At 52.9% G+C, this 16,304-nt stretch carries 17 protein-coding genes; 15 read left to right on the top strand and 2 right to left on the bottom strand.

Annotated elements, in window-relative coordinates:
* Window positions 1–34: 34 nt before the first annotated feature.
* The 10 genes from P0D43_RS13845 (at window position 35) to P0D43_RS13800 (ending at window position 10,573) form a co-directional block, all read left to right on the top strand.
* Entirely contained in the window at window positions 35–721 is a 687-nt protein-coding gene (locus P0D43_RS13845; protein ID WP_394672694.1) for a DUF3299 domain-containing protein, read from the top strand.
* 135 nt (window positions 722–856) lie between these two features.
* Entirely contained in the window at window positions 857–1,843 is a 987-nt protein-coding gene (locus P0D43_RS13840; RefSeq protein WP_394672693.1) for an alpha/beta fold hydrolase, read from the top strand.
* Between the two features lie 21 nt (window positions 1,844–1,864).
* Window positions 1,865–2,158 (top strand): hypothetical protein, encoded by a 294-nt coding sequence (locus P0D43_RS13835; RefSeq protein ID WP_341237876.1) that lies wholly within the window; start codon window positions 1,865–1,867, stop codon window positions 2,156–2,158.
* A 397-nt stretch (window positions 2,159–2,555) separates the two neighbouring features.
* Window positions 2,556–3,752: a methyl-accepting chemotaxis protein gene (locus tag P0D43_RS13830; RefSeq protein ID WP_394672692.1), complete on the top strand. Its 1,197-nt coding sequence runs from the start codon at window positions 2,556–2,558 to the stop codon at window positions 3,750–3,752.
* 21 nt (window positions 3,753–3,773) lie between these two features.
* The gene (locus P0D43_RS13825) at window positions 3,774–4,139 is read left to right on the top strand and encodes a response regulator (RefSeq protein WP_008252462.1); all 366 of its coding nucleotides are present in this window, start codon (window positions 3,774–3,776) and stop codon (window positions 4,137–4,139) included.
* Between the two features lie 19 nt (window positions 4,140–4,158).
* Entirely contained in the window at window positions 4,159–4,503 is a 345-nt protein-coding gene (locus tag P0D43_RS13820) for a hypothetical protein (protein ID WP_394672691.1), read from the top strand.
* Between the two features lie 3 nt (window positions 4,504–4,506).
* The gene (locus P0D43_RS13815; protein WP_159569804.1) at window positions 4,507–6,675 is read left to right on the top strand and encodes a chemotaxis protein CheA; all 2,169 of its coding nucleotides are present in this window, start codon (window positions 4,507–4,509) and stop codon (window positions 6,673–6,675) included.
* A 20-nt stretch (window positions 6,676–6,695) separates the two neighbouring features.
* The gene (locus tag P0D43_RS13810; RefSeq protein WP_341237590.1) at window positions 6,696–8,894 is read left to right on the top strand and encodes a methyl-accepting chemotaxis protein; all 2,199 of its coding nucleotides are present in this window, start codon (window positions 6,696–6,698) and stop codon (window positions 8,892–8,894) included.
* 14 nt (window positions 8,895–8,908) lie between these two features.
* Window positions 8,909–9,433 (top strand): chemotaxis protein CheW, encoded by a 525-nt coding sequence (locus P0D43_RS13805; protein WP_394672690.1) that lies wholly within the window; start codon window positions 8,909–8,911, stop codon window positions 9,431–9,433.
* A gap of 90 nt (window positions 9,434–9,523) precedes the next feature.
* Window positions 9,524–10,573: a GGDEF domain-containing protein gene (locus P0D43_RS13800; RefSeq protein ID WP_341237589.1), complete on the top strand. Its 1,050-nt coding sequence runs from the start codon at window positions 9,524–9,526 to the stop codon at window positions 10,571–10,573.
* A gap of 10 nt (window positions 10,574–10,583) precedes the next feature.
* Here P0D43_RS13800 and P0D43_RS13795 read toward each other — a convergent pair whose 3' ends face one another.
* Both P0D43_RS13795 and P0D43_RS13790 read right to left on the bottom strand, forming a co-directional pair.
* Window positions 10,584–10,745, bottom strand: a complete 162-nt coding sequence (locus P0D43_RS13795; RefSeq protein ID WP_159569810.1) for a hypothetical protein — start codon at window positions 10,743–10,745, stop codon at window positions 10,584–10,586.
* A 168-nt stretch (window positions 10,746–10,913) separates the two neighbouring features.
* Window positions 10,914–11,396: a MarR family transcriptional regulator gene (locus P0D43_RS13790; protein WP_341237588.1), complete on the bottom strand. Its 483-nt coding sequence runs from the start codon at window positions 11,394–11,396 to the stop codon at window positions 10,914–10,916.
* A gap of 294 nt (window positions 11,397–11,690) precedes the next feature.
* On the opposite strand from P0D43_RS13790, the gene ectA reads away from it, so the two are divergent.
* Genes ectA through P0D43_RS13765 form a run of 5 tightly spaced genes read left to right on the top strand, consistent with a single transcriptional unit; the run spans window position 11,691 to window position 16,283 of the window.
* Window positions 11,691–12,218, top strand: coding sequence for a diaminobutyrate acetyltransferase (ectA, locus tag P0D43_RS13785; RefSeq protein WP_394672689.1), 528 nt, complete (start codon window positions 11,691–11,693; stop codon window positions 12,216–12,218).
* Window positions 12,215–13,549, top strand: coding sequence for a diaminobutyrate--2-oxoglutarate transaminase (gene ectB / locus P0D43_RS13780; RefSeq protein ID WP_394672688.1), 1,335 nt, complete (start codon window positions 12,215–12,217; stop codon window positions 13,547–13,549). The genes ectA and ectB overlap by 4 nt, the downstream gene beginning before the upstream one ends.
* On the top strand, window positions 13,546–13,935 hold the full coding sequence (locus P0D43_RS13775) for an ectoine synthase (RefSeq protein ID WP_159569819.1): 390 nt from the start codon (window positions 13,546–13,548) through the stop codon (window positions 13,933–13,935). Before ectB ends, P0D43_RS13775 begins: the two co-directional genes overlap by 4 nt.
* Before the next feature lie 22 nt (window positions 13,936–13,957).
* On the top strand, window positions 13,958–14,872 hold the full coding sequence (locus P0D43_RS13770; protein WP_394672687.1) for a phytanoyl-CoA dioxygenase family protein: 915 nt from the start codon (window positions 13,958–13,960) through the stop codon (window positions 14,870–14,872).
* A gap of 1 nt (window position 14,873) precedes the next feature.
* Entirely contained in the window at window positions 14,874–16,283 is a 1,410-nt protein-coding gene (locus P0D43_RS13765; protein WP_394672686.1) for a sodium/proline symporter, read from the top strand.
* The last annotated feature ends 21 nt before the right edge of the window (window positions 16,284–16,304 follow it).

Raw genomic sequence — 16,304 nt, 5'->3', positions numbered from 1 at the left:
TTCAACAGTGAAGTAACGTGCAGGTGTATTGTTCATGAAAATTGGCAAAGTAATCGTGATGGTTGTGGCCGTGGTGGTGCTTACTGTACTGGGCTATGGCCTTGCCTCCTGGTTTCTCGGCAAGCCTGCCCAAAACGCAGAAGGCGCGACCCAACTGGAACAAACACTGGCCCAACTTTCAAGCGAAACGGCAACTACCGATGGCGAGTATGCAGTAGGTGATCGCTTGGCTGGCCAGCCCGCCAAGAAAGCAACCGAGTTCGATCCTGCATTTCCAGAGTTGCAGTGGGACAACTTGATGCCAGCCGATTGGGACCCGATGGCTGCGTTTCGTGGCATGAATATCGCAGAACTGCAGGACAACGATCCGAAAGCCCAAGAGGCGTTGGAGAAAATGCGAAAAGCCTGGAACGATGCGCCAGTCAATATGTCTTACACCGGGAAAAAAATACGCATTCCCGGATTTGCAATTCCGATCGAACAAAGCGAGAAGGGCGTGGATGAGCTGTTGTTGGTGCCGTATTTCGGGGCCTGTATTCACACACCGCCACCGCCCGCCAATCAAATCATTCATGTCAAACTCAGCGAACCCCAACCCGCCGTGGGCGCCATGCAGGCGTACTGGGTGTGGGGAGAACTCACTGCCAGCAAGTTCAGCAGTGAATTGGGCGACGCTGCCTATTTGCTGACCGCCACAGGCATACAGCCTTACGACGAGTGAGCTAGCGACTGAATTAGTAAAAACCCCTCTATTTTTATCGTTGACAGCAAGTCATCATGCCCATACCGTTACATCAAGCGATGTTACAGTCTATAAAAAAAACAAACGTTTGATTTCCACTGGAGGTAATGATTCATGGGCAATGTAAGCACTGGCACAGAATTAGCCAGCATGCATCATCTTGAGCTTGCATTTCTTGACGATGTTGCACCGAACTACCTCAACCTGGCCCGCCCGCCGCATGGCTTGAAGATTCGCCAATGGAAAAACCGCAGCGCGGTGCCCCTGATCAATAAATTGCATGCAGGCCTTTCAGGCCTGAAGCGCAATCAGGCCACTGTGCTTGACCACCAATTGGTGTGGCTTGAAGGTGGCAATCCCGAAGGCACGCCTGTGGTGCTGCTGCATGGTTTTGCGTCCAACAAGGAAAACTGGTTGTCGCTGGTGCCTTTTTTGTTGAAGCAGCATCGTTTGTTTGTGCTGGATTTGCCCGGTTGGGGTGAAAGCCAGTTCAATGCCAATGTGCCTTATGGGCTGGATGACCAGGTGGCCCGTGTTGCAGCCTGGATTGAAAACCATGTGCCGGGCAAAGCCCATTTGGTGGGCAATTCCGTGGGTGGCTTGGTGTCGGCTTTGTTGGCCGGTCGGCATGGCCATTTGATACAAACACTGTGCCTGATGAACCCGGCTGGTGGAAAGGGCAGGGACCACACCCGTTTTGAAGCGGGTCTGAAAGAAGGCCGTAACCCAATGATCGTGGAAAGCCTTGCGGGCGCGCACACCCTTATGAGCCTGGCCGTACACAACCGTGCAATTGCTTTGGCACTTGCCCCGGTGATGGCACAAGACCTGATCAGCCGCCGGCATGTCAATCGGCACCTGTTTCATCAAATGTTTGTCAATGCGCCCAATCCGAATGGTCCGGGCATGTCCGCCACACAGGCTCCAACCCTGATCATGTGGGGCAAAGAAGACCGACTGGTACATTACACCGGCGCTTACACCTACCAAGCCATCATTCCTCATGCGGATGTGTTACTTTTTGACGGCGTGGGCCACTTGCCCATGGTTGAAATTCCGATCCGCACGGCCAAGGCCCTGCAGGAGTTTTGGACGGCCTGATCTTGATAGGGGATTCGAAGCATGAATATTCGTAAAGCATGCATCATGCTGGGTTTGCTCGGTTTGTTGACAGCATGCGGTAACAAGCTGGATGGTGTTTACAAAGACGACCTGGGTTTGCAAAAGTATGAGTTTCAGGGTGATGGCACGGTGTATGTGTCAACCATGGGTGTAACCCGTGAAGCGGCCTATGTGGTGGAAGACAAAAAAGTGAAAATCACCAGCGATGGTGAAACCACCATTTATGACCTCAACGAGGACGGGACAATTAAAGGGCCTCTCGGCATGACTTTAAAGCCCGAAACAAGCAAATAAATTCGAGTCTGTACTACCCCGAAACCCGCTCCAGTAGTGGGTTTTTTTACATTTGTTCACACAGTTAACCTTCTCTTGCATTCCCCCAAACGCATTAACCCAATATTGGCCCCCTTTTCCATTTCTTTTCTCCCTATTGAGCACATGGGTATCAGCGCAAACTTTCATTAAGCGTAAAATATATAAATTCATTGCATTTAACAAAGTGGTCCAACGGGGGACTTGATGCGCAGCACTCCAATTGAATTTCTGCAAGTTCTCCATCGTTGGGTAGCAACGGGCTACCTCACGGTTCATGGCGCTTTTTCCAATGGATGGTACGAGGCCTTTGAGCATGCCCCCGCTCCTCTTGAAACTGCAGTGTGCCCAGTCAAACAATTGATAGGAATATCGGTTCATGAAAAAACACAATAAAAATACACAACAAACCAGGAACTGGTTGCCACTGGTCATGATTGCTGCGTCTGTGGGCATTCTGGTGTTTGTTGCTGTGGCACAGCGCAGCGTTTGGCCATTTGCCGCGGGCGCTGTTGCCGTGGTTTTGTGTGGCCTTGCAATTTTTGAAATCGGCAAACAACGCCAACAGACCTTGCAGGCAGAAATTGATTCCTTGCTGAGCACTGTGAATGACCTGAGTCAGTCCGACACGGAGAAAGTGGAGCTGGTTCAGTTGGCAGACCTGTGGGTGCCCACACTGAATAGCCAGTTGAGTACGGCCAACTCGCAAATGGAATTGGGAATCGTGAATTTGGCTGAAGCGTTTTCAGAAATTCACAGCAAATTGAACGACACAGTGAGTGCGGCCACTGGCGCAGCCCAAGTGCTGGGCAACACCTCTGGTGGCAGTAACGGATTGGCCGATCATGTTGCGCAAAGTCTCAACGGCATGTTGAGCAGCATTCGCAATTCCTTCGATGAAAAAGCCATGATCATGCAAGAGGTGAAGGGCTTTATCTCCTCGACAGAGGAGTTGGCCAAGATGGCCGTGTCGGTTGAAAACCTTGCTGCACGCACCAATCTGCTGGCGCTGAATGCCGCCATTGAAGCAGCCCGCGCTGGCGAAGAAGGACGCGGTTTTTCGATTGTGGCCGATGAGGTGCGCAAGCTCTCGATGCTCTCTGCAGAAACCGGCGTCAAGATTCGCGAACGGGTTCAGTTGATTGCCGCAGCCGCCAAAAAGGCTGGTGACGGTGCCGCGCGCATGGAGACCAGCGACGAGAAAGTATTGAGCCAGGCCAGTGAAACCTTAAGTGGTGTGGTCGATCAATTTGAGCAGGTTACCGGGCCACTTCACCAGGCCAGCGAGCAGATTATTGCCAACACCAATCAAGTGTCTTCGAGCTTGAACAATGCGGTAGTTCACTTTCAGTTTCAGGACCGGGTGTCGCAGATTCTTGGGCATGTACAAGACAGCCTGACCCAGATGAAAAGTCAATTGCACACAGGCCTTGAGGCCTTGGACGTGGCCACTTTGATGCACGAACTTGAACGCAAGTACACGATGGCTGAGGAGCGCGTAAACCACACCGGTAAAAGTGGTGGCAATGCTGTAGCCAAGCCCAGTGCAAGCAGCGATGAACTGACCTTTTTCTAAACACCAGGAACGAGAACCTGTATGAGCAAAACCGTATTGATCGTGGACGACTCCACCTCCTTGCGCCAAGTGGTGTCGATGACCCTGAAAAGCCAGGGCTTTGATGTGGTGGAAGGTTGCGATGGCAAGGACGCACTAACCAAACTGGATGGCCGAAAAATCAACCTGATCGTGAGTGACTTGAACATGCCGAACATGGACGGACTCACCTTTGTGCGTGAAGTCAAAAAAATGGCAGCGTACAAGTTTGTTCCCATCATCATGCTGACCACGGAATCGGACGACAAACTGAAAAGCGAAGGGCAGGCTGCGGGCCTGAAAGCGTGGATGGTCAAGCCATTCAAGCCTGAACAAATGATTGCAGCAGTGAACAAATTGGTGGCTTAACGCCACAGGGAGGATGCACATGCACAGCGAACTGATTATGCAAGAAGACCTTGAAAACGAAATGGAAAACAGTATTGCATCCACCAGGCACACCCAAGTGGCATTGGACACCCTGACGATTGCGGATTGCGCAGGGCTGGTTGAAGTGATTCGTCAGTCTTTGAGTCAGGGGATTTCAGTGGTGCTTGATTTGACTCACTGTCATGAAGTGGACACGGCGGGCATGCAACTGCTGGTGACCATTCAAAACGACCCTGCTGTGAACCTTCGCGTGCACTGGAGCAAGCCCTCGGAAGTGGTGGCCATGAAAGCCGCACGCCTGGGTGTGCAGTCCTGGATCAACGCTGGTTTTCTGGAGAACTAAGGCATGGCCTTTGAACTGGATCTTGATGCTTCGCGCGGCATATTTTTCACCGAGGCCAGGCAACTGCTGGCTGAAGTGGAAAGCTATGTGCTGCAGCTGGAGCAAAACCCCAACGACACCGAAGTACTGAATGCCGCCTTTCGCGCGGCGCACACCATCAAAGGCAGTGCAGGTGTTTTTGGTTTGATGGTGATTACACACTTTGTGCACAACCTTGAAACTGTGCTGGATCGTGTGCGCAATTCTGAAATCGGCTTTGACGCGAATATGAGCACCTTGGTGCTTGAATGCCGTGACCACATTTCAGATTTGGTGGATTGCATTGAGGCTGGTGGCGATGCGGAAAGTGTTAGCCCCGAAATGGCAGGTGGGCAGGCTGGCCTGACTGCCCGGCTAAAAGCTTACTTGCTGCAGGAAGACCAACCTGCACCCAGCAGGCCAGGCAAGGGTGTTGAGGCCGATCAAGGGCAGCAAACCTGGCATGTGTCGGTGCGCTTGGGTCGCAGTACATTGTGCGATGGATTTGACCCGGCTCCCATTTTTTCGTACATGGAAAGCTTCGGCGAATTGCAGGCTGTGATGCCAGTGCTGGATGCACTGCCCAGTTTTGCAGACCTGGATTCCGAGACCTGCTACCTGGGGTTCGAGCTGCGTTTTGTCACTGACAAAGGCCAGGCCGGTATTGAGGATGCCTTTGAGTTTTTGACCGAGGAAAGCAAGGTTCGAATACTCGCCCACAACTGCACACCCGAGCAGTGGGACGACTTGGTCAATGCGCTGCCGGAAGGTGCTGTGCGCGCCACCGAGTTGTTGCACGAAGCGGGCTTTCGCAGACCAGTCGAGGAAGAGTTGCCCGAGGAGCTAGAAGTTCAGGGCAGCGTTGTGAGTGCGGCACCGGGCAAAGTCAAAGCCGCAGGCAAAGCCACACCGACCAGTTCATTTATTCGCGTGCCTTCCGACAAACTGGATGCACTGATCAACTTGGTGGGCGAACTGGTCATTGCCAATGCAGGCACGGTGGAGCAGGCCAAACATTTGAACCACACCGCCATGCTGGAATCGACCAGCGCAGTGGCAGGTCTGATCGAGGAAATTCGAGACGGCGCACTGGGTTTGCGCATGGTGCAAATTGGCGAAACATTTCAACGCTTTCAGCGCGTGGTGCGTGACACCGCCATGGGCCTGGGCAAACAGATTCAGCTTGAAATTTCAGGCGAAGACACCGAGCTTGACAAGTCGGTGGTTGAAAAAATTGGTGATCCTTTGATGCACCTGGTGCGCAATGCGTTGGACCATGGTCTGGAAACTCCGGAAGAACGCGTGGCTGCCGGAAAGCCTGCTACGGGTCGCTTGCAATTGAATGCCTACCATGACAGCGGGCACATTGTGATTGAGGTCAATGACGATGGTCGTGGGCTGGCACGCGAAAAAATCCTGAAGAAAGCGATTGAGAAGGGCATCGTAACGCCCGACCAAATGCTGACCGACGCCGAAGTGAACATGCTGATTTTTGCGCCAGGTTTTTCTACGGCTGACAAGGTGACCGACATTTCCGGTCGCGGTGTGGGCATGGACGTGGTGAAGCGCAACATTGAAGCATTGCGTGGTTCTGTTCAGGTGCGTTCACGCCCGGGCAATGGTTGCACATTCGAGATTCGCCTGCCGCTGACCCTGGCCATCATCGATGGATTCATGATTGGTGTCGGTGGTTCGGTGTATGTGATCCCGCTTTCCTATGTGCGCGAGTGCCTTGAACTGCCTGTCGATGCTTTGGGCACCGACGATCGCATGGACATTCATTACGACCTGCGTGGCGAGTTTCTGCCGGCAGTGCGATTGCGCAAAGTGTTTCATCCCGATGCTAAGCGCCCCAAGCGCGAAAACATCATTGTGGTCAGCTTTGGCGGCATGAAGGCCGGCATTGTGGCCGATCAACTCCACGGCGAATCACAAACAGTGATTAAACCGCTGGGCAATCTGTTTGAGCAAAACCGGGCAATCAGCGGTGCCACCATTATGGGCAACGGTGATGTGGCCTTGATCATTGATGTGCCGAAATTGATTACAGAAGTCAGCAGTATTACAGCAAAAACGGCGGAGCTGGAATTCAGCCGGCATGCCATTGAACAACCGGCAGTTCCAAGCAAAAGCCTTGAGCAGGCCAACGCGTAATTTTACAAAGGAAAACGAACATGGGTGCATTTGATTTTTTGAAAAGCGGTCAGTTGGCAGCAGTGGCTGATAACCTTGAAGTGGAAATTTCCGGCTTGAAAACCAACCTGGAAAAGCCTTTGCAGGCATTGCCCACCAAAGACCTGAGCGGTGACGTTCTGTCCGTTGTGACCAAGATCAACGAGATGATTGCCAACGTGAATGAGCGTTCACGCAGAATTGAAGAAACTGCCGTGCGCAGCATTCACCAGTTGTGGAAAAAAGAAACATTGAAAGGCGCTGCCGATGAGTTGCCCGCGGTGATTCGCGACGCAATGAAAAAACTGGAAGCGGAAGCCATGTTTGCGCAACGCCAGGTACAAGCGCTGGAAAGCGTGGCCACCAACGTGATGATTGCCGATGCTGATTACAACATTGTGTACGTGAACAACTCACTGTCGAAAATGTTGGTGGAAGCGGAAACTGACATCAAGAAAGACCTGCCCCAATTTGATGCCCGCAAAATTCTGGGTGCGAACATTGACAGCTTTCACAAGGTGCCCAGCCACCAGCGTGGCATGTTGGCCCGTCTGCGCGATTCATACAGCACCAACCTGACCATTGGTGAGCGCCATTTCAACTTGTTGGTGACTCCCGTGTTTGATGCCTCGGGCACCCGCGTGGGTACTGTGGTGGAATGGAAAGACCGCACCGGCGAAGTGGCCATGGCCAAGCGCGAAGAAGAGCGTGCCGAGAAAGAGCGCAAAACTGCGCTGGAGAACCTGGCCATTCGCATTGCCTTGGACTCTGTGACTACCAACGTGATGATTGCTGACAACCAGAATCACATCACTTACTTGAATAACTCCTTGAACACCATGATGACGCGCAACGAGGACATGATTCGCAAGAGTCTGCCCAACTTCAACGTGCGCAAACTTATCGGTGCAAACATTGATGTGTTCCACAAAAATCCGGCACACCAGCGCGGCATGCTGTCTGCCCTGAATTCACCTTTGAAGACGGGAATTAAAGTGGGTGACCTCAGCTTCCGTTTGATCGCTTCACCAGTGATCAACGAGGCGGGTGAGCGTTTGGGTACTGTGGTGGAGTGGAGCGATCGCACTGGTGAAGTTGCAATTGAAAACGAGATTTCCGGCATTGTGGGCCGTGCCTCCGATGGTGATTTCAGCAGTCGCATTCGTGAAGATGACAAGGAAGGTTTCCTGAAAACATTGGCACAGAACGTGAACGGCTTGTTGACCACCACATCGGTGGGTCTAGAAGACGTGGGCCGTGTATTGAAACTACTGGCCAGCGGCAACATGACCCAGAAAATTACAGCCACCTACAACGGGCTGTTTGGTGAAGTGAAAGACGATGTGAACACCACCATTGACCGCCTGAGCGATGTGATTCGGGAAGTGCGTGGCAATGCAGATTCATTGACCAACGCGGCACGTGAAATTTCCAAAACATCACAAAGCCTGTCGCAGGGTGCAAGCAGCCAGGCCGCAGGTGTTGAAGAAGTGTCAGCCAGCATTGAAGAAATGGCGGGTTCGATCAAGCAGAACAGTGAGAACAGCCGCGTGACCGATCAGATCGCAACCAAAGCCGCTGAAGAAGCGAAAGAGGGTGGTCGCGCTGTGACTGAAACTGTGAACGCGATGAAGGCGATTGCCGACAAAATCGGCATTGTGGACGACATTGCTTATCAGACCAATTTGTTGGCCTTGAACGCTGCAATTGAAGCAGCCCGCGCCGGTGAACACGGCAAGGGTTTCGCTGTGGTGGCAGCAGAGGTGCGCAAACTGGCCGAACGCAGCCAGGTGGCTGCTCAGGAAATTGGTGACCTGGCCAGCAGCAGCGTGAAGCAGGCTGAGCGTGCTGGTAGCTTGTTGCAAGAAATGGTGCCGGCGATTAACCGCACATCCGACCTGGTTCAGGAAATTACAGCTGCATCGAATGAGCAAACCAACGGCGTGGCGCAAATCAACCAGGCCATGATGAGCTTGAACCAGCAAACCCAGCAGAATGCTGCAGCTTCTGAAGAGTTGGCGGCAACTGCCGAAGAAATGAGTGGTCAGGCCAGCATGCTGAACACGGCCATGAGCTTCTTCGATACCGGCACTGGTCGCTCAAGCGCTCGGGCCTCAAGCCACGCTGAACGCAAGCCGACATCACCCAAAGCTGGCAGCCAAGGCAGTGCAGACAGTTTTGATAATTTTGACGACTTCTAACAGGGGCACTCACCATGAGCAATATCAATGAGCAATTGGCCAAGGCCATGGAGAGTGACAGCGCCAGCCACCAGTACCTGACGTTTCAGGTACATGGGCAAAAGCTGGCGGTGGAAATTCTCCGGATCAAAGAGATCATCGAGTTTGGGCGTATTACGGTGGTGCCAATGATGCAGCAATGTATTAGTGGTGTGATCAACCTGCGGGGCTCCGTGGTGCCGGTGGTGGATTTGAGTGCCAGGTTTGGACAGGGCAAAACTGAAATCAACCGACGCACCTGCATTGTGATTCTTGAATGTCAAATGGCCGAAGAAACACAGGTGGTTGGCTTCATGGTCGATGCGGTAAACGCCGTGGTCGACATTGGGGCCGAGTTTATTGCACCGCCTCCGCAGTTTGGCGCGGGTGTGCGAACAGACTTCCTGCGTGGTATCGGCAAAGTGGATGAAGAGTTTGTGTTGGTGTTGAACGTTGAGCGCCTGCTTGACTTCGACATTCCAACCAACCTTGAGGAAGTTGCTTCGGCCGTACTTGCTTAAAGCAATTACTTGGAACCGGCAGGCGGTGATGCGTCACTGAGATCATGAGCTGACACACCCACTGGGGGGATATTCTCCCGGTGGGGCACCATGAGATATCTCAACCGCATGTTAAAACTAAAATACGTTCTCGATATTTCAGACAGTGCCTCGCGCGCGCGGCAACGAATGGCCTTTGCCGGGCTTTCCTTTCTGATCGTTTTCTTTTTCGCGCCGGGAGGCGCGATCACTGGTAACAGCGCCCGCATGGCCTTCATGGTTGTGGTGGGCCTTTATTTTCTCTTTGCCTTGGTGCAGGCCTGGCTCATCTCCAATCGCGAACGCCATTGGGAAAAAATCGAACTACCCAGTTATTGTATTGATCTGCCATTGATTGGTTGGGGCTTGGTGGTTTCTGCAGACTACCTGGCACCCCTGTCGCCCTTGATCGCTGTGGTCGCGCTGATTCGGGGTATTCGTTATGGCCCCTGCATGCTGGCGTGTCACATTGGCTTGGGCATCCTGATCGTATTGGGTTTGGGCGCGTTTGTACCTTATTGGCAGGCGAACACCGAACTGGTGTATGCCAATCTGTTTTTGTTGTTGGTGTTGCCCATTCAGTTTTATGGGGTCAGTGTAAAAATTCAGGCCAGTTCAAAATCCTTGCGTCAGGAAAACCTGACCGACCCCCTGACCCGCAGCTTGAATCGCAAGGCACTTGAGGCCGCAGTGTGGCGGACCCTGAATGCCAAAGAACCTTTCGTTTTGTCCTTTCTCGATCTGGACAATTTCAAGATGGTCAACGACAGCCTGGGTCACGCCATGGGCGATAAGTTGCTCAAGCGTATCAGCAGCAAGTTGTCTGTTCGCCTGCGATCCGAAGACAAGGTGTACCGTTTGGCGGGCGATGAGTTTGTGGTGTTGAGTTTGGGAACCATTCGGCCAGACATGGCAGAAAATTTGGGGCAACGCATTAAGGCGGCCATTGCCGAGGCCATTGACTACACCTGCCCGAATCTGCCGGTTTCCGCCAGTGTTGGGGTGTTGCAGGTTACAACGTTTGAAGAGACAAGCCTTGAGAAGCTGTTGGCCCGGGCGGACGAGCTCATGTACGAAGCCAAAAAAACCGGAAAGGACCAGGTTCTGGTTGCGACACTTTAAGCGCTTGGGTTCAACCCTTTTTGGCGCAGTACTTGCTTATCGGTTCTTGCTGGTTAAGTGGGGTTTGCAGTTCGGGGGCTTGGTGCACATAAGTGCATTCGGCAATTTCACCGTAGTTGGAATCGCGAGTGGCCAAGGCTTTGCTGACCTGTATTGATACGAAGGTCACCATGAATGCTGCAATTGCGAACCACAGAACTTTTCTGTTGCGTCTAAAAAATGCGCCTAAATCAAGCATGGAGACCAGTAAAACCCCGAAAGTGTGAATTGTTGTAAATTCGTGACAATTATTAAAAATTATAAACAATAAGTCAATTCTTATTTGACAGCCTTGTTCAGCTTATTTCGTTGGTTTGTCGATCTCGCCCACATCAAGAATTGGCGAAGCGTCAATGGTCTCTGCGCCCAGCAGTGTGGTAACACGGCCCAGTACCGACGCAATCAAATGCTGTTCCCAGCTTTGCAGTTGACCGAAGCGCTCGGCAAAGCGGGTTTGAAGGCTGGACGGGGCGTCATTGACCTCGTGTTTGCCCTTCTCGGTCAGCACCACTTCAAGCCTGCGCTTGTCCACCTTGCTTCGAATTTTTTCGATCAAACCCCGGCTTTCCAGTTTTTGAAGAATGACCGTGGAAGTGACTGGAGAAAGGCTCAGCGATCTGGCCAGTTCGCCTGGTGATATACCCGGGTTGTCTGCCACGGATTGCAAAGTCAGTAGTTCAGAGGTTGCCATGTCGGCTTTTTTGGCCAATTCGCGGGCGCCCGATTCGGTGGCACGAATGATTCGGCGGAGCGAAATGAGTGAATTTTGTAAGGTGCTGTCCATGTGCGCTAACCCGGTGATTTAATTCAGTTTGATGAATTGTAGTGATTAACAGGCGCTGTGAGTTGAAAATTCCAGCGCTTAGAGCGATCCCACCAAATTTAACAATCCGGGGTTTGTTCGGGGTTTGTACAAGACGATTTGCAATCGTTCATAAAATAAACTATTATGGATTTGTTCTTTCATAAAAACTCTTTAAATTGTTGATTTGATTTAAGGAGCTTTTACGAAAGGATGAGAAGTAGTTAATTTGTTAATAACAAATGGGTCTGCCAATAACAGAGCCATCTCATCCAAATGTCAAACACTGATGTCGTTTTGCGACATCCCGTGCTCGAAGACGGTACTTCCGTTTTTGATCTTGTGGACGCTTGCAAACCTCTCGACCTGAATTCCCATTATTTGTACTTATTGCAGTGCAGCCATTTTGCGCCCACCTGCGTAGTGGCCGCCTTGCATGGCGAGGTGGTTGCCTGGGTATCGGGCTACATTCCACCCAAGCAAACCGACACATTTTTTGTTTGGCAGGTGGCAGTGGGCGAAAAAGCCCGCGGTCTTGGTTTGGGCAAGCACTTGATCAACTGGGTGCTTGCACAGCAAAACGGCATCAACAAAATTCACACATCCATTACGCCTGACAACGCGGCGTCTTGGGGGCTTTTCAAATCACTGGCTCGCGACTGGGGCAGCGATTTGTCTTCACAAGACTGGTTCGAAGAACAGTCTCATTTTGGCGGGCGGCACAACACCGAAGTATTGGTGGAAATCGCTTTGCCAACTACGCCACTGGCGACATTCCTACAAACTCAAGGAGTACAACAATGAGTGACTCAAGCAAGTCAATCGACTTTCAAACCCTGAGCAAAATTCGCACATTCCAGAAAAACGAGTCGGAAGCGCGCAGCTACTGCCGCAGCTTTCCAACCCTGTTTGTTCGCGCCAAGGGCAGCTACATGACCGACATGAATGGTCAGGATTATCTCGATTTCCTGTCTGGGGCAGGCTCGGTGAAGTACGGGCACAACGATCCAGAGATGAAATCGGCATTGCTTGACTACATTACGGATGACGGCATTGGCCACAGCCTTGACATGCACAGCGCTGCAAAAGCCAAGTTCATTGATGCGTTCAATCGTCATATCTTGAAGCCGCGCGGCATGCAGTACCGCATCCAGTTCACTGGCCCAACCGGTACGAACTCGGTGGAAGCGGCCATCAAGCTGGCGCGCAAAATTACCGGGCGCAAGCAGATTATTGCCTTCACCAATGGTTTTCACGGTGTTACCCAGGGTGCACTGGCGTGTACAGCCAATACCCACCACCGCAGCCCCTCGGCATCGACTTTGTGCGGCGTGGACCGTTACCCCTACGACGGTTACATGGGCGAGGGCGTGGACACCACCGAGTACCTTGAAAAAATGCTGACCGACAAATCAAGCGGTCAAGACGCACCCGCCGCTGTAATTGTGGAAGGCGTGCAAGGCGAGGGTGGTTTGAACCCTGCGTCGATGAAGTGGTTGAAAAATTTGGCCAAGATCACCCGCAAAGCCGGTGCCATGCTGATTCTTGATGAAATTCAGGCCGGTGTAGGCCGTGCAGGTTCTTTCTTCAGTTTTGAAGAAGCCGGTATTGAGCCCGACCTGATCTGCCTGTCCAAGTCGCTTTCAGGCATGGGCTTGCCCATGGCCGTTACGCTGATTCGCCCCGACCTTGATTTCTGGAAGCCGGGCGAGCACAACGGCACCTTCCGAGGCAATAACCATGCGTTCATTACCGCGGCAGCTTCGCTGGAAAAGTATTGGGCCAACCCTGCATTCGAGCGCGGCATTGCGCAGCGTGCAGACGTGGTGAACCAAAGCTTGAACCGCATTTTGAAAGCCAATGACAACATCACGGTGCAGGTGAAAGGCCGCGGCATGATGCAGGGCATTGAAATGCAAAACGGTGCGCTGGCCGATGAAGTGGTGGCCGAATGTTTCAAGCACCACATGATTATCGAGACCTGTGGAAATGAAGGCCAGGTGGTGAAGGTGTTCGCTGCCCTGAACATTGAAATGGAAGACTTGAAGAAAGGTTTGACCCTTCTGGAAAAAGCGGTGGCCGTAGTAAGCGCCAAGGCTGAGAAGGAAGCCAACAGCAAAAAGGTGAAAGCATGATTGTCCGAAAACTCAGCGAAGTACAAGGCACGGAAAAGCACATTCATTCCAAAGGTTGGGACAGTGTTCGCATGCTGCTGCGCGACGACGACATGGGCTTTTCCTTTCACATCACGACCATTCATGCCAAGGCTGAATTGCACATGCACTACAAGAACCACCTGGAGAGCGTGTATTGCGTCAGTGGCAAGGGCGAAATTGAAAGCAAGATCGATGGCAAGGTGTATCCAATTGAGGCGGGCACCATGTACGCCTTGAACTTGCACGATCCGCATATTCTGCGTGCCTTTGACGAGCCCATGATCATGGCTTGCGTGTTTAATCCGCCCGTAACCGGTGCGGAAGTGCACGACGAAACCGGCGCGTATCCCGCGTTGGCCGAATAAATAAAACAGGAGGCAAAACACAATGATTGTTTCAGCCGTAAGAGACCCATACCCCACACGTGACAAATCTGAAGGCGCTTTGATTCGACGCGCCGAACCTGTGGTGCACGGTGAGTGGACCGAAGATTCGCCGTTGACCCAGGCGCAAGTAGAACAGTTCGAACGCGACGGTTACCTGGTATTGACCGATGTATTTTCAGCGCATGAGCTGGACGAGTTGCGTGCTGCCGCCGAGCGTGTGAGCAAGAATTGCGCACAAACCCATGCAGGGCAGCTGATCAAGGAAGCCGATGGCGATCGGCTCCGTACCCTGTTTGGTGTGCATGGCATGGAAGGTTTGTTGAAAGAGACTGCCAGCAACCCACGCATGCTTGAAGTGGTGCAATTTCTGCTCAACGACGCGGTGTATATCCACCAGTCACGCCTGAATTTCAAAAGCCCGCAGTATGGCAGCGGGTTCGAGTGGCACAGCGACTTTGAAACCTGGCACGCCGAGGACGGCATGCCCGGCATGCGCGCGATTAGCGCCACGGTGCTGCTGACCGATGAAATTTCAGCCGATGGTTCCTTGAAGTTCATGCCGCGCAGCCACAAAACATTCGTGGCCTGTCCTGGCGAAACACCAGACACCGATGGCTATCGTGAAGCATTCAAAAAGCAGGCCGTGGGCAAACCGCCTGCACTGTTTCTCGATTTGCTGGAGGAAAACGGGGGAGTTCAGGAAGTGGTGGCGCCGGCCGGTTCAGTGTTGCTGTTTGATTGCAACGTGATGCACGGCGCAGGCAAAAACACCAGTGACCACCTGCGTGCCAACCTGTTTTATGTGTACAACGCAATCAGCAACGCCCTGCATTCGCCTTACGCTGCGGATGCGCCAAGGCCTGAGTTTCTTGCCGCACGCACTGTTGAGGCCTTGACCCTGCAGGTGCCTGCTTAATTTGGGCGCAAGTTTTTTCATTTGCTTGGGCCTGGTGCTGCTGGTTGGCTTAAGTTCAGCCAGGCAGGCCAAGGCCAGTGCGGCTGATTACTTCGTAGCCAGCCGCAGCGTGCCTCCGTGGCTGGTGGGCTTGTCGGCAGTGGCCACCAACAATTCAGGTTACATGTTCATCGGCCTGATCGGCTACACCTATGCCGTGGGCATTCAATCGGTTTGGCTCATGGTCGGCTGGATTGCGGGCGACCTGATGGCCTCAAAAATTGCACATGAACGCATGCGCGACGAGGCCGAGCGTGTGCATGCCAACGGCATCATCAGTTTGTTGGCGCGCTGGGGCGGCACCCGAAACAGATCATGGCAAGTATTGGCTGCGCTGGTCAGTGTGGCTTTTTTGAGCACCTATGCCGCCGCGCAAATTTCGGCTGGCGGCAAGGCACTGGAAGGCATGCTGGATATCCCCATGGCCATTGGCATGGGCATGGTGGCGGTGGTGGTGATTGCCTACAGCATTGCAGGCGGCATGCGCGCATCCATCTGGACCGATGCCATGCAATCGCTGCTCATGGTTGTTTCCATGGTGGTGCTGTTGTTCGCTGCAGTGACTCACCTGGGTGGTTTGCAGGCTGTATTTCAGCAAGCCGGTACCATTGAAGGTTTTCTGGATCCAAGCCCCACCGATCTGGACATTCCCGGTTTTGTTGGCCCAATTGCGTTTGTGGTGGGCTGGATGTTTGCCGGCGCGGCAGCGCTGGGGCAACCACACATTGTCAGCCGTTTTCTAGCTTTGCAAAATACCCGCCAAATGAACCAGGTACGCTGGTGGTATTACAGCTACTACCTGCTGTTCTATTGTTTTGCCACGGCGGTGGGTTTGCTGAGTCGCTTGTACTTTGGCGAAAGTGCTGGTTTCGATCCAGAAATGGCTTTGCCCACTATGGCACGTGACCTGCTGCCGCCCTGGTTGGCCGGGCTCATGCTGGCGGGTATTTTTGCCGCGACCATGTCCACAGCCGATTCGCTGGTGCTGTCGTGCTCGTCAGCCCTGACCCAGGATTTACCGTCCCGACCTTCTGAAAACAGGTGGGTTCTGAAAGCCGCCACGGGCTTGACCACCTTGTTCGCCTTGGGCATTGGCCTGTGGAGTGAGCAAAGCGTGTTCTCGCTGGTGGTGTGGGCGTGGGGTACCCTGGGCGCCGCGTTTGTACCTATTCTGATTTGGCAGGTCATGGGGGCCCAATTAAACTCGCTGGCCATGCTTTGCATGTCGAGTACGGGTGTGTTGATTACTGTGGTCTGGAAGTTTTATGGTTTTCCCAATACCGTGTATGAAGGTGCTGTGGGCATGTTCAGTGCTTTTGTTTTGGGCGCCTTTTTCGCAATAAGTACTATCCGCAGCCGGTTTCACCCCTAGCTACCCCGATTGGGGGGATAG

It is taken from the genome of Limnobacter sp., assembly GCF_043511195.1.
In the GTDB taxonomy this organism is placed as follows: Bacteria; Pseudomonadota; Gammaproteobacteria; order Burkholderiales; family Burkholderiaceae_B; genus Limnobacter.
The sequence above is the reverse complement of the archived record's forward strand: the minus strand, read 5'-3'. Positions and strand labels throughout refer to the sequence as shown.

Excerpts from the sequence above, each read along its gene's own strand:
- P0D43_RS13810 (WP_341237590.1), top strand. The coding sequence starts at position 6,696 with ATGGGTGCATTTGATTTTTTGAAAAGCGGTCAGTTGGCAGCAGTGGCT.
- P0D43_RS13845 (WP_394672694.1), top strand. The coding sequence starts at position 35 with ATGAAAATTGGCAAAGTAATCGTGATGGTTGTGGCCGTGGTGGTGCTT.
- P0D43_RS13835 (WP_341237876.1), top strand. The coding sequence starts at position 1,865 with ATGAATATTCGTAAAGCATGCATCATGCTGGGTTTGCTCGGTTTGTTG.
- P0D43_RS13800 (WP_341237589.1), top strand. The coding sequence starts at position 9,524 with ATGAGATATCTCAACCGCATGTTAAAACTAAAATACGTTCTCGATATT.
- P0D43_RS13815 (WP_159569804.1), top strand. The coding sequence starts at position 4,507 with ATGGCCTTTGAACTGGATCTTGATGCTTCGCGCGGCATATTTTTCACC.
- P0D43_RS13820 (WP_394672691.1), top strand. The coding sequence starts at position 4,159 with ATGCACAGCGAACTGATTATGCAAGAAGACCTTGAAAACGAAATGGAA.
- P0D43_RS13830 (WP_394672692.1), top strand. The coding sequence starts at position 2,556 with ATGAAAAAACACAATAAAAATACACAACAAACCAGGAACTGGTTGCCA.
- P0D43_RS13770 (WP_394672687.1), top strand. The coding sequence starts at position 13,958 with ATGATTGTTTCAGCCGTAAGAGACCCATACCCCACACGTGACAAATCT.
- P0D43_RS13825 (WP_008252462.1), top strand. The coding sequence starts at position 3,774 with ATGAGCAAAACCGTATTGATCGTGGACGACTCCACCTCCTTGCGCCAA.
- P0D43_RS13805 (WP_394672690.1), top strand. The coding sequence starts at position 8,909 with ATGAGCAATATCAATGAGCAATTGGCCAAGGCCATGGAGAGTGACAGC.
- P0D43_RS13840 (WP_394672693.1), top strand. The coding sequence starts at position 857 with ATGGGCAATGTAAGCACTGGCACAGAATTAGCCAGCATGCATCATCTT.
- P0D43_RS13795 (WP_159569810.1), bottom strand. The coding sequence starts at position 10,745 with ATGGTGACCTTCGTATCAATACAGGTCAGCAAAGCCTTGGCCACTCGC.
- ectA (WP_394672689.1), top strand. The coding sequence starts at position 11,691 with ATGTCAAACACTGATGTCGTTTTGCGACATCCCGTGCTCGAAGACGGT.
- P0D43_RS13775 (WP_159569819.1), top strand. The coding sequence starts at position 13,546 with ATGATTGTCCGAAAACTCAGCGAAGTACAAGGCACGGAAAAGCACATT.
- P0D43_RS13790 (WP_341237588.1), bottom strand. The coding sequence starts at position 11,396 with ATGGACAGCACCTTACAAAATTCACTCATTTCGCTCCGCCGAATCATT.
- ectB (WP_394672688.1), top strand. The coding sequence starts at position 12,215 with ATGAGTGACTCAAGCAAGTCAATCGACTTTCAAACCCTGAGCAAAATT.